This is a genomic window from Micromonospora sp. DT41 (genome assembly GCF_049841715.1).
Taxonomy (GTDB): Bacteria; Actinomycetota; Actinomycetes; order Mycobacteriales; family Micromonosporaceae; genus Micromonospora; species Micromonospora profundi.
Genome location: NZ_JBNCKU010000024.1, coordinates 53,150 through 68,015 on the forward strand (window position 1 = coordinate 53,150; position 14,866 = coordinate 68,015).

A 14,866-nucleotide genomic window follows, 5' to 3' on the forward strand; every position below is an offset into this window, starting at 1 on the left:
GCGATCAAGATCAGAAATAATTGCGGTTCGCGTCGGTGAGAACTACCTAACTCTGGCCCGACGGACCTCAACCAGCCTCGGATGGAACGAAATGACCGACCTTCTCGGCCGGCGCGCGGAGCGCATCGCCATCGAGCACCTGCTCGCCCAGGTTCAAGCCGGACGCAGCGGGAAGCTGGTGGTGTGCGGGGAAGCGGGCATCGGGAAGACCGCGATCCTGGAGTACACCCGTGGCGTCGCGGTCGGATCGGGGTTCCGGGTGGAGCACTCGGTCGGAGCGGAGTCCGAGGAGCTGTTCGCGTTCGCCGGTCTGCATCAGCTGTGCAGGCCGCTGCTGGACCGCGCGGCTCCGCTGCCCGAGCCGCAGCAGGCCGCCCTCGGCGTGGCGTTCGGCCTACGCGACGGGCCTGCGCCGGACCGGTTCCTGGTCGGGCTGGCCACCCTCAACCTGCTGGCCGAGGTCGCCGAGGACGGGCCGCTGTTGTGCCTCGTCGACGATGCGCAATGGCTGGACGAGGCTTCCGGGCAGGTGCTGGCGTTCGTGGCACGTCGGTTGGCAGCCGAGCAGGTGGCGCTGGTGTTCGCGCTACGCGACGCCAGCACCAGTCACCCGTTCTCCGGATTGCCTGAGCTGAGCCTGGGCGGACTCGGTGAGCCCGACGCCCGGATGCTGCTGACGGCCGCGGTCCGCGCACCGCTGGACGGCCGGGTACGCGATCGGATCGTCGCCGAAGCGCGCGGCAACCCGCTGGCGCTGCTGGAACTCCCCCGCAGTACGCGGCCCACCCAGCTGGCCGGCGGGTTCGAGCTGCCCGACACCCTCAGCGTCCCGTATCGCGTCGAGGACGAATTCCGGCGCCGCTCCGACGATCTGCCCCCCGACACCCAACTGCTACTGCTGGTCGCCGCCGCCGAGCCGACCGGCGACGTGACGCTGCTGTGGCGCGCCGCCGCCGAGCTGAGGATCGCCCGCGAGGCGGCCGCACCCGCAGAAGCCGCCGGACTGCTCGAGATCGATACCAGGGTGCGGTTTTGTCATCCGTTGGCGCGTTCGGCGATCTACCGAGCCACCACGCCGCCCGACCACCGCCGCGCCCACGGTGCCCTGGCCGCCGCCATCGACCCGCAGACCAACCCGGACCGGCGCGCCTGGCACCGCGCACAAGCGGTCCTGGGCACCGACGAGGAAGCCGCCGCGGAGCTGGAGCGCTCGGCGGACCGGGCGCGGGCCCGTGGCGGGCTCGCCGCCGCAGCCGCATTCCTGCAGCGCGCGGCAGCCCTCACCCCCGATCACGCCACCCGTGCTCGGCGGATGCTGGGAGCCGCCCGCGCCAAGCACGAGGCCGGCGCGTCCGACAGCGCGCTGGACCTGCTCACGATGGCACCGCTCGAGCCGCTGGATTCCCTGCAACGCGCGCATCTCGACCTATTGCGAGCCCAGATCGCCTTCCACCTGACCCGAGGCACCGAGGTGCCGGGCATGCTGATGGATGCCGCCAAGGCACTCGCCCCGTTGGACGCTGCGCTGTCCCGCGAGACCTACCTACATGCGCTGGATGCGGCGATCATCAACGGAGGGGGTGACGCGGCGCGCATCGCCGAAGCGGCCTTGGCCGCCCCCGCACCCGGGACGCCGACGCGACCGGTGGACCTGCTCCTCGACGGGCTCACGACGACCTTGAGCAAGGGCTGTGCGGCGGGAGTGCCAGGTCTACGGCTCGCGTTGGAAGCGTTCCGCGACGGCCCGCAGGCGGAATCTGTGCAGTGCAGCCAGAGCGACCGGTGGCTGTGGCTTGCCGGCCGCAACGCCGTGGCGATCCTCGACGACGAGCTGCTCCATGTGCTGGCCAGCCGCAACGTCCAGCTCGCTCGTGAGGCCGGCGCGCTGGCGACGCTCCCCGCCGCACTGAACTTCCTGTCCATCACATCGGTCCTGACGGGCGATCTCGCCCGCGCCGACGAGCTGGCCACCGAGGCCACGGTGATCACACAGGCCACCGGGGGCGTGCCGTTGCGCCATGCTCGCGTCATTCTCCACGCCTGGCGTGGTGACCAAGCCGAGACCACCGCGCTCGACGCCACCGTCGCCAGCGATGACACCTACCCCGACGAGGGCGCGGAGGTCTCCCTGGCTCAGTACGCGATGGCAGTGCTCCACAACGGGTTGGGCAACTACTCGGTCGCGCAGGAAGCGGCGACGAGGGCGTGCAGGTCTGACGAACCGTCGATCAGCAGCGCGTGCCTACCCGAGCTCATCGAGGCTTCCGTCCGTGCCGGCGAGCCGGCACGAGCAGCGCTCGCACTTGAGCAGTTCACCTCACTCGCAGTTGCGTGCGGCACCACGTGGGCGCTGGGCCTGGCCGCGCGCTCACGAGCGCTGACCAGCGCAGGGCCTGATGCCGAGGAGCACTACCGCGAAGCGATCGAACGGCTCGGAAAGTCCCGGATGGCCGGCGACGCGGCTCGTGCTCGGCTCGTCTACGGCGAGTGGCTGCGCCGCGAAGGGCGGCGCCAGGACGCGCGCGACCAACTCCACACCGCCCATCAACTGCTGTCGGACATGGGCGCGGGCGCATTCGCCGAGCGGGCCGCCCGCGAACTCCGCGCCACCGGCGAACACCCACGAAAGCGCACCGCCCACCCGACCGACGCCCTCACCCCACACGAGGTGCACATCGCCCGGCTGGTAGCCACCGGGGCTACCTCCCGGGAGATCGGCGCACAACTGTTCCTCAGTCCCCGCACCATCGAAGCCCACCTGCGCAACATCTTCCGCAAACTCGGCATCACCTCCCGCCGGCAACTCAAAGATGTGCGGCTGCCCTGAGCGGGCCGGCACCCCGCCGCCGTCTGCGAGATTCACAAGCGTCAGCTGGGACGGGTGAAAGGTGCCGTCAGTGGCGAGCCCAAGCCAGGGGCACGAGCGGTCGCGATGCTCGCATCGTCCTCTTCCCGTACAGGGCAGCGACGGCGACGCCCTCGGCGGCTCGGCGTACGATCTGGATACGCTCGATGCTCAACCCGTCGACGGCCAACTGCTCGCTCCACCAGGCGCTGCGCGACCGCGGCTACAGTGGGGATCGAGTGAAGACCGATCCAGATCGCCGTTGACGTGACGTCTACGCGGCGCCGGCATCCGAACGTCCCGCGCAGAGTACGCGAACGTAGGCACGGAGCATTTTGCCGGGATAGTTCTCCGACAGGTCGAGGTGGGGCACAGGACCGCCTCCCGGAACGTTCGCGCACATCTTCCACACGGCGATCACGATTTGCTCCCGCCCCGGCGGCAGCGTTGCCAGCATCCCGTACGCGTACCAGCTCGACACTGCCTGCAATGTGAAGTCCATCGTCACCGCAGGTGCCGGGGCCGGTCGGATCAGCGTCTGATCCGGTGCGTTCCGCAATCCAGGCACCAGCAGGGTCGGGCCGTTCCGAGATCTCGGGACGGCCCGACCCGCGTCCGCAGCCCAGCGTCCAGTGGTTGCCGCGTCTGGCTGGCCGTTCCCGCCCAGCCAGACGCCGGCGCCTCAGTCCGCTCCCTCGGTGTCGGTCAACCGGTCGGTCGGCGCCTGCGCCACCGGGTGACCGGTGTCGTCGACCAGCCCTGGCGCCATGCTGCCGCCGTGGACGTCCTGTACCGCCCGGGCGCCACGGGCCGCCTCGTCCTGCGGCACCTCGGTCTGCTGCCCGTCACGCTGCTCGTCCCGCTCGGTCATGGGGATCCCTTCCTCGGTCCTGACCAGCGGCGGTACCCGCATGAGCGACCGGGAAGCGGATCAACGACCGTCCTTCGTCCAACTCGCCACCGCGGGGAGCAAGGCCCGCACGGCGGCGATCAACCAGGTGCACGTGGCGTCGACCTTTTCGCTGGAGCGGCCGAGCTGCGCGGCGGTGGGTTCTGGCGCGGTACAGGGGCCGTCAAGGGAGGTTCGCGCTGACGGCGATGGCGATCGGCGTTGATCCTTGAGTGAGTTCGAGGATCTGACGCCGGATCCGTGGTTCGTGGAGCAGCGCTGCTAGCGTGGCGGCGACGTCCTCGCGCGCGATCTCGTCGTGCGGCTGGGCTGGGCCGAGGGACACGCTGCCGGTTCCCGGCCGGTCAAGCAGCATCGACGGCCGCAGGATCAGCCAGTCGAGGTGGCTCTGGCTCACCACGACATCGACGATCTTTTTGACCGCGAAGTAGAATTCCTCGTCGTCGCTGAGGTCCTGGTCGCGCCCGGCCTCGGGCATCACGGACACCAGTGTGAAGCGGTGCACCCCCGCCAGAGTTGTGGCCTCAAGAACTCTGATGACGCCTTCGCCGTCGATCGCTGCCGTGACATCCCTGGCGCCGCCGTTCGATCCCGCTGTGTACACGACTGCATCGACCCCACGGAGCATCGATCCCAGGGAGTCCACGCTCATGTCCGCGAGCTGACCTACGAATGCGTGGACGCCCCGCCTCATGAGCTCGAACTTCTGCTCGTCCCGACGCACCAAGCCGGATACGGTGTCGCCGCGCTTGGACAGGTCATCGGCGAGCAACCTGCCCACGGCGCCACTGATGCCCAGGATGAAGACCTTCATCGCGGTCCGATTGGGCCGTGCAGCGTTTGGAGCGTGGTGATGACCTGCGCTTCCTCAAGGACGAAGGATGTGCCTGCCGGGAAGGGCGATTCGGATTGGAGCATCTCATCAGGCTCGCAACAGCGGTGCGGCTTCGCGTCGGTAGAAATCACCGATACTCGTGATGCCCGCGCCCGCCTGGTCAGGGAAGGTGCAGCTCCTTGAGCTGACGGCGTGAGGTGATGCCGAGCTTGCGGAAGATGTTGCGCAAGTGGGCCTCGATGGTCCGAGGGCTGAGGAACAGCTGTGCGCCGACCTCACGGGATGTCGCTCCGGTGGCCACCAGGCGCGCGACGTGCAGCTCCTGGGCGGTCAGTTCGTCGGTCGACTGCGAGGATCGCGTGCTTGGGTGCTCGCCGGTCGCGCGCAGCTCGCGTGCGGCGCGAGCCGCGAACGCCTCCGCTCCCATGTCGGTGAGGAGTTGGTGGGCGGTGCGGAGCTGATCTCGGGCGTCGCGGCGGCGGCCCTCGCGACGTAGCTACTCACCGTAGACGAGGTGGGCGCGGGCGAGGTAGCCGCGCATCCGGCTGTTCCCGAGGTGTTTGATCGCCGTACGGTACTGATCTTCGGCCGATGATCCGGTGCCCATGAGCGCCCGTGAGTTCGCCGCCAGCCCCAGCGCCCACGACGTGCCGCTGGCGCGAGCCCAGGCGTCGAACTGTTCCATCGCCTGGGTCGCGCGCTCCGGCTGCCCCGCACGGACGCAGGCCTCGATGAACTCCGTGAGGCTCGCGCCGATGAACTGGTGCAGCCCAGCGAACGCGAACTGCGTCTCGGACTCGACGCCGGCCAAGGGCTCCACCCGGAAGGCCGAGGCGAGTGCCGTCTGGTGGGCGTGCTCGAGCAGGGCGGTCTTCCCGATGCCGGCTTCTCCGCGCACCACGAGAGAGCCGCTGCGCCCGAACCGAGCCAGAGAGATGAGCTTCTCGACCGCGTCACGCTCTGAACGCCGGCCTACGAGATCCGTCACGTTGTGCCTCCCGTCAACGCGCCAGATGTAAGTAGCCGACACCGTAGGCGTCCCTGATGCGAAGTGCGGAAGCTGCAAGTTAGCACCTGCCACCTCAGTGGTTCTCGGTGGCGCTGGGCCGTGAGGACCTACGTGGTGGTGACCGACGCGAGGGCTCGGCCTGCGGTGCGAGCCTGATGACGTCGCCAGGATCGGGCATCCGGACCCCGGCGTACCCGGAGTTGATGGATTCCGGAGCCCGTGGCGGGCGTCTGAAGACCAGACGTCGAACCCGTTCCCGGTACGCACCGACAACGAGAAAGTTGGGAGGACCCATGAGTACGGATCGTGTGCTTGGCGGACGCTATGAGCTCTGCGACGTCCTGGGCAGGGGCGGCATGGCCGTTGTTCACCTGGCTCGTGACATCCGGCTCAAGCGCTGGGTCGCGGTCAAGGTGCTCCGCGCAGAGCTAGCCCGCGATCCGCTGTTCCGGTCCCGGTTCCGGCGGGAAGCACAGGCCGTCGCCCGCCTCAATCACCCCGGCATCGTCGCCGTTCATGACGTCGGACATGAGAACGTCGAAGGCAGCCGGGCGGACGAGCCGGCCGTTCCGTTCATCGTCATGGAGTACGTCGCCGGCCAGTCGCTGGGGGCCCGACTCCGCGAGGGCGCGCTCACGCTGGAGGAGTCGATCCAGCATCAGATAGCGGTCCTGTCGGCACTCGAGTTCAGCCATCGTGCAGGCGTTGTCCATCGCGACATCAAGCCCGCCAACGTCATGGTCACTCTCGACGGCGCAATCAAGGTCGTGGACTTCGGCATCGCGCGTGTCGAGGGTGGTGCCGCCCCGGCAACGCAGACCCACGAACTCCTCGGAACCGCCCAGTATCTTTCTCCCGAACAGGTGCGCGGTGAGGTCGCCGACGCCCGCAGCGACCTGTACTCCGCGGGTTGCCTGCTCTACGAGCTGCTGACCGGGCGGCCACCCTTCGTCGGTGACAACCCGGTTGCCGTCGCCTATCAGCACGTGCACCAGGAGCCCTCGCGCGCCAGTGCCTACCGCACCGAGGTGACTCCGGCGCTTGACGCGGTTCTCCTCACGGCGCTCGCCAAGGACCGAAAGGACCGGTTCCAGAGCGCCCGATCCTTCAGGGAAGCGCTCCAGTCCGCGGCGAAGGGCCTGGTCCGTGCGGACGAGCGCACCGACATGGACGCGTTGGACAACGCGATTCCGGTCCACCCGCCGTGGCGCACTGCGCTGACATCGACGATCTCCACCGCATTGCCATCGGACCACTCGCCTCGTCGACCCGCCCGTGACAAGGACAAGGCCACCACGTGATCCACCTAGGCAACGGTCCGCGCTGGCTCGCCACCTCTGGCCGCTCTGGACGCACACCGGCGAGGTCAACGCCACCTGTGCACCTTTCGTAACTCCCTCGACGGCGAGGACTGCCGCGCCGCCACATGACGCACCCACATCACAGGAAAGTGAGGACCAGACATGACTCCCATCGAGCAGCTCATCAGCAACTTCCAGGAGCTCGTCGCCCAAGTGCCCGGGATCGTCCAGCCGTTCATCGTCATGCTGGCGGGCGCGATCCCGTTTGTCGACGGTGAGGGAGCAGCCATCATCGGCATAGCCGGCGGTCTCCATCCGATTGTCGCAGGCGTCGCAGCAGCCGCAGGGAACTTTCTGTGCGTGCTGCTGGTCGTCGCGGTCACCTCACGCGCCAGGACGACAATCGTCGATCGCCGAGACAGCCTGGTCGGGGTAGGCGGAGGCGCAGGAGCGCGATCGAGCGCCCTCGGGGAGACGTACCAGGAGACGGCAGCCACGAAGCCGGAGTCGAAGGGGCGTCGGCGCTTCAACAGATGGCTCATGCGTTTCGGCGTCCCCGGTGCGAGCATCCTCGGTCCTCTCGCCATTCCGACCCAGATCACGTCGGCGATCCTCGTGGGCGGCGGAACTCCACGCCGGTGGGTCCTGCTCTGGCAGGCCGTCTCCATCGTCATCTGGACGACGGTTGGCACCCTCTTGGCGTGGGCCGCACTCACCTACGTCGTCGAGGTGCCGTGAGCCATGACCGAGCAAACGCACACCGTTCCGCCCGATGTCGAGTACCACAGGGTGCTGGCCGGGGAGAGACGTCGTATCGGTCGTGGCATCCTCGCGATCGTGCTTCTGATCGGCGGGATGACGCTGTCCGGCGTCGCTCTCAGCCTGATGGCGGCGTTCGTGGACGCCGCCATCGACACCGACGGCCGCACCGAGTGGACGCCTCTGATGCACACCGCCGGCATGGTTTCCGTCGCACTGATCATCCCGTGGAGCATGCTCATCCAGCGGTGGCTCTACGGCGTGAAGGGCCCGTCGCTGCACTCGGTGATCTCGCGGTTCCGGTTCGACATCTTCGGGCGCGCGCTGCTTCTGATCACCCCCGCGTGGGTTGCCGTCATGGCGTTTCACTACTGGGTGCCGCTGCCACAGACCGAATGGAGTTACACCGACGTCCTGTGGATACTCCTCGCCACGCTCCTGCTCACGCCCCTGCAGGCCGCGGGTGAGGAATACGGGTTCCGTGGGCTCATCTTCCGCGTCGCCGGTGGCTGGACGCGCGGAGCACGGGCGGGCCTCGCCGTCGGTGTGCTGGTCTCCAGCGTCGCCTTCGCGGTCATCCACCTGTCGACCGATATCTGGCTGAACCTCTGGTACCTGATCTTCGGCATCGGGCTCACGCTCATCACCTGGCGCAGCGGGGGTATCGAGATCGCAGTGGTGCTACACGCGGGGTACAACACCCTGTCCTTCGTGTTCGATGCTGCGCTGCGCACCGATATCGCCAACGTCGTCACGGATCGCGCAGCGGGCGCCGCGACGATCGGTGTCCTCGTTCCCAGCGCAGTTGTCGTCATCACCGCCTTGGTGGTCTGGCTGCGCACCCGGCGCAGCGGCCCTCTGCGAACACCGCACTCGGCGGCCGTTCGACCCGCGTCCGCGCTCTCGAGGGCCGCAGCTCGCGGCTAGCCAACGATGGCACCCGTGACGTTCTCGTGGAAGGGTCTCGACCCTGATCAGCAGCGCACGCCGTACCCCGTCCAGGTTTCCGAGTTGCGAGAGACACGGAAACCGAAGATCGGGGTACGGCGTGCGCTGCTGAGCGGGTACTGACCCGCAGGTGAGCGGTTCGCTGCGGCGTTCACCGCGAGGGACAGGCCGGTGGAATGCCACGGAGTCGGTCCTACGGAGGGCTCGGCCAGCGCAGCTGAGCAGGGCCGTACGTGGCAGGGCCCCTTGCCGGCAAGGGGCCCTGCCACGTAGCTCAGTCGAGTAGTTCGGTCACGGTGCCGGCGGCCACGGTACGGCCGCCCTCCCGGACGGCGAAGCCGAGCCCGACATCCATCGCGATCGGCCTGCCAAGCTCCACCGACAGGTCGACGGTGTCACCCGGCAGGACCATCGTCAGATCACCGAGGTCTACCGACCCGACCACGTCGGTGGTGCGGAAGTAGAACTGCGGCCGGTAGTTGGCGAGAAACGGCGTGTGGCGCCCGCCCTCGGCGGTGGTCAGCGCATAGAGCCTGGCCCGGAACCGCTGGTGCGGCGTGACGCTGCCCGGCAGCGCCACCACCTGACCCCGCTGCACCTGGTCACGCTTGACCCCGCGCAGCAGCACGGCGGCGTTGTCCCCGGCCTCGGCGGTCGCCAGCGACTTGCCGAACGTCTCCAGCCCAGTTGCCACAGTGGACAGCGTTGGGCTGAGACCGACCACCTCCACCGGGTCGCCGACACGGAGCACGCCCCGCTCGACAGCGCCGGTCACCACCGTCCCCCGTCCGGAGATCGTCAGCACGTTCTCGATCGGCATGAGGAACGGCTCGCCGAGTTCGCGGGGTGGCACCGGGACGTACCGGTCGACCGCGTCGAGCAGCTCCATGACGGAGGAAACCCAGCGTGGGTCGCCCTCCAGGGCCCGCAGCGCCGACACCCGTACGACCGGAACCTCGTCGCCGGGGAACCCGTACTCGGACACCAACTCCCGCATCTCGAGTTCAACCAGGTCGAGAAGTTCCGGGTCTTCGACGGCGTCGGCCTTGTTCATCGCCACCACCAGGTAGGGCACGCCGACCCGCCGAGCGAGCAGCACGTGCTCGCGGGTCTGCGGCATCGCCCCGTCAAGCGCGGAGACAACCAGGATCGCGCCATCGACCTGCGCCACCCCCGTGATCATGTTCTTGACGAAGTCGGCGTGGCCGGGCATGTCCACATGGGCGTAGTGCCGGGTCTCGGTCTCGTACTCGACATGGGCGATGTTGATGGTGATGCCGCGCGCCGCTTCCTCCGGCGCCCGGTCGATGCCGTCGAAGGACACGAACCGGTTGACGGCGGGGTCGCGGTCGGCGAGGACCTTGGTGATAGCGGCAGTCAGGGTCGTCTTGCCGTGGTCGACGTGACCCATCGTGCCGATGTTGAGGTGCGGCTTCACGCGCACGAATTGGCTCTTGGCCATGATGAGCTCCACACTGGAGACGAATTGGCGGACGACGAACGCGGGCGGATGCCACTCCGCGAAAAACCGCGCCAGAACCGCATGTCACGGCGCGCTCACCAGCGCGCCGGATCACCGGGCCACCCTCCTCCGTGGTTCTGCCGGAGCGGGAGGAGGGTCAGCCTCGGGTGTCAGCCAGCCATGCGCACACGTCGGCGGCAGCCGGCAGGTGGAAACCTGCGGGCCGCACAGAGCCGACGGTGCCGAACATGGCGATCACGCTAGCTCTGAACCTCGGGAGGGGCGACTGATATTCCCGGCCCTTCTCTGCCAGTCATCGGCGTCGAAGCCGCAATCGAGATCTTCGAGTGCGGCTGCCCCCGATGATTGGTGCGACGCGACGCCGTCCGGTCGAACGTTCCTGATTGTCGGCGCGTTGGGAGAGGTCTCACATGGCGGTGAGGGCGGTGACCGGGTGCAGGGCGTGGGTGGGGCTCGGCCGAACGTCGCCGACCGTGGTCGATCCCCGGGAGGCGTGGACAGCCGTACCCGGCGATGAGAAATGAATGCTGCCGGCCCTGGCGGCGCCCGCACCGGCAGGTCGTACGACACCTCGGAAAGCACCGACCGCGGCAAGGAAGGCACCTCTTGACGCCTGCGGTAGGGGGATCTGTTATCAGACGCACAACGGTGCCCGGGCCGCCGTCCGCGCCCACTAGTACGTCCCGTCCGACTGCTCGCGCAGCTTGCCGAGGGCCCGAGCCAGCAACCGGGACACGTGCATCTGGGGCACGCCTATCTGCTCGGCGATCTGCGACTGGGTCAGGTTGCCGTAGAAGCGCAGCGTGAGGATCCGCTGCTCGCGTTCGGTGAGCGTGGCCAGCACCGTGCCCAGAGCGACCCGCAGGTCGGACAGCTCGAACTTGCCATCCTCACCGCCGAGCAGGTCATCCAGTTCGGCGGCCCGGTCGCCGTCGCCGGTCGGCGTGAACAGCGACACCGCGTTGTACGCGCGGGCACCCTCCAGGCCTTCCAGGACCTCGTCCTCGGTGAGCTTGAGGTGGGCGGCGATGTCGGCAACCGTCGGCGAACGGCCCAGGACCCGCAGCAGTGAACTGTTGGCGTCGAGGATGGTCAGCCTCAACTCTTGAAGACGGCAGGGCGCCTCGACGTCCCAGGTGCGGTCGCGGTAGTGCCGCTTGGGCTCCCCGGCGAGGGGCAGGTCGGTGGGCGGGCGCGGGTCGAGTTTCTGGGCGGCGCACGGTCTGGTCCGCTGCTCGCTGATCGTGTGCGCGGTCATTGATGATCCTCCCTGCACCCTCATCGCGGAGAAGAAACGTGGGGCTTCGTAGCACGCCTGACGAGCGCGAAGTCGGCAGGTGTCGGCGGACGGAACTTGCCGCCATCCGCGACGAACTCATGACCATGCCTTTTTAAATGGTCCGCGAACAGCGGGCACACCGGAACGACGGTGACACTCGTGCGAATGCTGTCCCCGAGGACCTCGCGGACCAGCAGCCCAGCCAGGCCCCGTCCACCGAACTGTCGGTCTACTTCGGTGTGGAAGACGATTCGCTCACCATCCACCTTGGCGGAGTCGACGAAGTCCACACGACCGACGGGTGACCCCTCAGTGAGGCTGATGGTGTAGGTGCCGATCGGGCGATCTTTGTTGAGTTCTACCGTTACGAGCGCCCCGGTGTTGTCATGGATTTCCCTAATCATTCGATGTCCTTTCGAGATGCTGATTGCGTCCGTGTCAGCTGCAATCCGGCCATGATTCGCCGCCACGTCCCGCCACGGCGTGCCGCCTCCTTACCGCAGCGCTGGCCGCGAGGTCTCCACTGCTCAGTTTCTGGTCGAAGAATCATCTACCGGAGACCCTGCCGTCTCTCGATCACCGACTCACCACGTTGATCAAGTCCGGTCGGCGACCCAGCCGCACTCGTGAAACACGACTCGGCACGAACACCGCTGCGGCTGAGGTTCCGCCTGGCAACGTCGATGACAGCGCTGACAGACATGGCGGTTCCTTTCGCGTCGACGGTCCGAAGCGGGGGGCGACCTCGCGGGTCAGGGCCGTTCCCGGACGGACGAGGTCTGGCGCTGCTCCGGTCGTTGCCGGTGATGGCGTTGTCTTCAGGCTGGCATCGGCGGCGTCGCCTTCGCGTCGGTGGAAGCCCCTGATGTCGCCACCGTGCAGAGCGGTGGATGGCCGTTGCCCGGGCGGGCCAGACCAGCAAAGGGACTGCTGTGCGGGCAGGCCCGGCATACGGCGACCGAATTGCCCACCCCCGTCCACGGTTTAGAACTAGGGTTGGCGGACGGGGTTCGCGTCGGTGACAATTACTTACTTTTACAGTGCCGACAGATTCGAGTGGGAATGAAACTGGCGAATCTTCTAGGCCGGCACGCGGAGTGCGAAGCGGTCAAGCAACTGCTCGCCCGGGCGCAGGCGGGGCGCAGCGGGGCGCTCGTGGTGCGCGGAGAAGCGGGCATCGGGAAGACGGCGCTGGTGGAATATGCCCGCGACGTCGCGGCTCCTTTGGGGTTCCGGACGGAGATCCTGGCCGGAGCGGAGTCTGAGACGCAGTTCGCGTTCGCCGGTTTGCACCAGCTGTGCGGGCCGTTGCTGGACCGCGCGGGTGCGCTACCCGAGCCGCAGCAGGCTGCCCTGGGCGTGGCGTTCGGGCAGCGAGCCGGTGCCGCGCCAGACCGGTTCCTGGTCGGGCTGGCGACCCTTAACCTGCTGGCCGAGGTCGCCGAGGAAGGGCCACTGTTGTGCCTCGTCGACGATGCGCAGTGGCTCGATCAGCCATCCGCTCAGGTGCTGGCGTTTGTGGCACGTCGGGTGGCGGCCGAGCAGTTGGCGCTGGTGTTCGCACTGCGCGACCACGACGGAGGCGACGTTCGCCCGTTCTCCGGGCTGCCCGAGCTGCGCCTGGACGGGCTCGGCGAGACCGACGCGCAGGCGCTGCTGGCCGCCGCGGTCCCCACACCGCTGGACGACGGGGTCCGCGACCGGATCATCGCCGAGTCGCGCGGCAACCCCTTGGCGCTGCTGGAACTTCCCCGAAGCACGCCGCCGACGCAGCTGGCCGGCGGGTTCGAACTGCCGGACGCGTCGAGCGTGCCTCACCGCATCGAGGAGAGCTTCCAGCGCCGTTCAGGTAGCCTGCCCGCCGAGACGCAACTGCTCCTGTTGGTCGCGGCCGCCGAGCCGACTGGCGAGGTAGCGCTGCTGTGGCGCGCGGCCGCACACCTGGGGATTGCCCGCGAAGAGGCCGCACCCGCCGAAGCCGCCGGACTGCTGGAGATCGACACCCGGGTGCGGTTTCGCCATCCGCTGGTGCGCTCGGCGGTGTACCGGGCCGCCACACCACCCGATCACCGCCGCGCACACCGCGCGCTGGCCGCTGTCACCGACCCGCAGCTCGACCCCGACCGGCGCGCCTGGCACCGTGCGCAGGCCGTGCTCGGCACCGACGAGGAAGCCGCCGCAGAACTTGAGCAATTGGCCGACCGGGCGCGAGCCCGCGGCGGGTGGGCTGCCGCAGCGGCGTTCCTGCAGCAAGCCGCCGAGCTGACTCCCGAGCCGGCCGAGCGTACGAGACGGGCGCTGGTAGCCGCGCACGCCAAGCACGAGGCCGGTGCGCCCGAGAGCTCGCTGAGGCTGTTGACGATCGCGGCCGCCGGGCCGCTGGACGCGTTGCAAGCAGCCCGCCTGAAGTTACTGCGTGCCCAGGTCACGTTCCACACCACGCGCAGTAGCGAGGTGCCGGAAATGCTGCTGGACGCAGCCAGGACCCTCACCCCGCTCGATGCGGCCCTGGCCCGTGAGACCTACCTGCACGCGCTCGACGCGGCGCTCGTGGCCGGTGACTCCGACCGCGGCGTCCTGGAGGTCGCCGAGGCCGCTCGGGCCGCACCTGCACCGCCAGGGTCGCCGCAGCCGTCGGACCTGTTGCTTGATGGCCTCACGAAAACCTTGACAAGTGGATATGCGGCGGGAGCGCCTAGGCTGCGGCATGCCCTGGAGGCGTTTCGCAACAGCCCGCTCACGGACCCCGAGCAAGACCGCCAGAGCGACCGCTGGCTGCGGCTGGCCGGCCGCAACGCGGTGGCAATCCTCGACGACGAACTGCTCTACCTACTGGCCAGCCGTAACGTCCAGTTGACTCGTGAGGCCGGTGCGCTGACGACGCTCCCGGACTCGCTGCGCTTCCTGTCCATCACGTCGGTCCTGATGGGCGAACTCGCCCGAGCCGGCGAGCTCGCCACCGAGGCGACGACCATCACGCAGGCCACCGGCGGCGTACAGCTGCGGCACGCTCACATCATCCTGAGTGCCTGGCGTGGCGACCAGGCGGAGACCACGGCGCTCAACGCCCTAACCGCCCAGGACGTCGCCTTTTCCGACGAGAGTACGGAGGCCTCCTTCGCTCAGTACGCGATGGCGGTGCTCCACAACGGGCTGGGCAACTATCCGGCCGCGCAGGACGCTGCGGCGCGGGCATTCGAGTCCCCAGAGCTGGCGCTCAGTAATCTCGTCCACTTCGAGCTCATCGAGTCAGCCGTCCGCGCCGATCGACCAGAACGAGCGATCGAGGCGATGAAGCAGCTCTGCTCCCGGGCTCGTGCCAGCGGGACGCCGTGGGCGCTGGGAATGGCGGCGCGCTCAGAGGCGCTGACGAGCACCGGATCGGCAGCCGAGGATCAATACCGCGAGGCGATCGCGCAGCTCAAGCACAGCCGGATGGGCGGTTACCTCGCTCGTACCCATCTCGTCTACGGCGAGTGGCTGCGCCGCGAGGGCCG

11 protein-coding genes and 2 pseudogenes are annotated in these 14,866 nt (G+C 68.6%); 6 read left to right on the plus strand and 7 right to left on the minus strand.

Annotated features, from left to right (window positions below):
- Positions 1–91: 91 nt before the first annotated feature.
- Both ACLQ23_RS29350 and ACLQ23_RS29355 read left to right on the plus strand, forming a co-directional pair.
- A complete protein-coding gene (locus ACLQ23_RS29350) occupies positions 92–2,827 on the plus strand; it encodes an AAA family ATPase (RefSeq protein ID WP_355631324.1) in 2,736 nt (911 codons plus the stop codon).
- Positions 2,828–3,282: 455 nt separating this feature from the next.
- Positions 3,283–3,387, plus strand: a pseudogene (locus tag ACLQ23_RS29355) (pectate lyase); the annotation flags it as partial.
- 140 nt (positions 3,388–3,527) lie between these two features.
- Here the strand turns inward: ACLQ23_RS29355 and ACLQ23_RS29360 are convergent.
- From ACLQ23_RS29360 to ACLQ23_RS29375, 4 genes are all read right to left on the minus strand, one after another.
- Positions 3,528–3,716, minus strand: a complete 189-nt coding sequence (locus ACLQ23_RS29360) for a hypothetical protein (RefSeq protein WP_355597427.1) — start codon at positions 3,714–3,716, stop codon at positions 3,528–3,530.
- 202 nt (positions 3,717–3,918) lie between these two features.
- Positions 3,919–4,569, minus strand: a complete 651-nt coding sequence (locus ACLQ23_RS29365; RefSeq protein ID WP_355597429.1) for an NAD(P)H-binding protein — start codon at positions 4,567–4,569, stop codon at positions 3,919–3,921.
- Between the two features lie 181 nt (positions 4,570–4,750).
- Positions 4,751–5,017, minus strand: coding sequence for a helix-turn-helix domain-containing protein (locus tag ACLQ23_RS29370; protein WP_355597431.1), 267 nt, complete (start codon positions 5,015–5,017; stop codon positions 4,751–4,753).
- 69 nt (positions 5,018–5,086) lie between these two features.
- Positions 5,087–5,578 carry an ATP-binding protein gene (locus ACLQ23_RS29375; RefSeq protein ID WP_355597433.1) on the minus strand — a complete coding sequence of 164 codons (492 nt, stop codon included), beginning with the start codon at positions 5,576–5,578 and terminating at the stop codon, positions 5,087–5,089.
- 314 nt (positions 5,579–5,892) lie between these two features.
- Between ACLQ23_RS29375 and ACLQ23_RS29380 the strand changes: the two genes are divergently transcribed.
- The 3 genes from ACLQ23_RS29380 to ACLQ23_RS29390 all read left to right on the plus strand — a co-directional run bounded on the left by ACLQ23_RS29380 (position 5,893) and on the right by ACLQ23_RS29390 (position 8,586).
- On the plus strand, positions 5,893–6,900 hold the full coding sequence (locus ACLQ23_RS29380) for a protein kinase domain-containing protein (protein ID WP_355597435.1): 1,008 nt from the start codon (positions 5,893–5,895) through the stop codon (positions 6,898–6,900).
- Between the two features lie 162 nt (positions 6,901–7,062).
- A complete protein-coding gene (locus ACLQ23_RS29385) occupies positions 7,063–7,638 on the plus strand; it encodes a hypothetical protein (protein WP_355597437.1) in 576 nt (191 codons plus the stop codon).
- Positions 7,639–7,737: 99 nt separating this feature from the next.
- Complete coding sequence (locus ACLQ23_RS29390; RefSeq protein WP_355597438.1) at positions 7,738–8,586, plus strand: CPBP family intramembrane glutamic endopeptidase; 849 nt, start codon at positions 7,738–7,740, stop codon at positions 8,584–8,586.
- A 295-nt stretch (positions 8,587–8,881) separates the two neighbouring features.
- Here ACLQ23_RS29390 and tuf read toward each other — a convergent pair whose 3' ends face one another.
- From tuf to ACLQ23_RS29405, 3 genes and pseudogenes are all read right to left on the minus strand, one after another.
- Complete coding sequence (tuf, locus tag ACLQ23_RS29395) at positions 8,882–10,069, minus strand: elongation factor Tu (protein WP_355597440.1); 1,188 nt, start codon at positions 10,067–10,069, stop codon at positions 8,882–8,884.
- 694 nt (positions 10,070–10,763) lie between these two features.
- Positions 10,764–11,306: pseudogene (locus ACLQ23_RS29400) on the minus strand (sigma-70 family RNA polymerase sigma factor); the annotation flags it as partial.
- Between the two features lie 62 nt (positions 11,307–11,368).
- A complete protein-coding gene (locus ACLQ23_RS29405) occupies positions 11,369–11,773 on the minus strand; it encodes a GNAT family N-acetyltransferase (protein WP_355633081.1) in 405 nt (134 codons plus the stop codon).
- Positions 11,774–12,431: 658 nt separating this feature from the next.
- On the opposite strand from ACLQ23_RS29405, the gene ACLQ23_RS29410 reads away from it, so the two are divergent.
- On the plus strand, positions 12,432–14,866 hold a 2,435-nt coding region (locus ACLQ23_RS29410), incomplete at its 3' end, for an AAA family ATPase (RefSeq protein ID WP_425881384.1).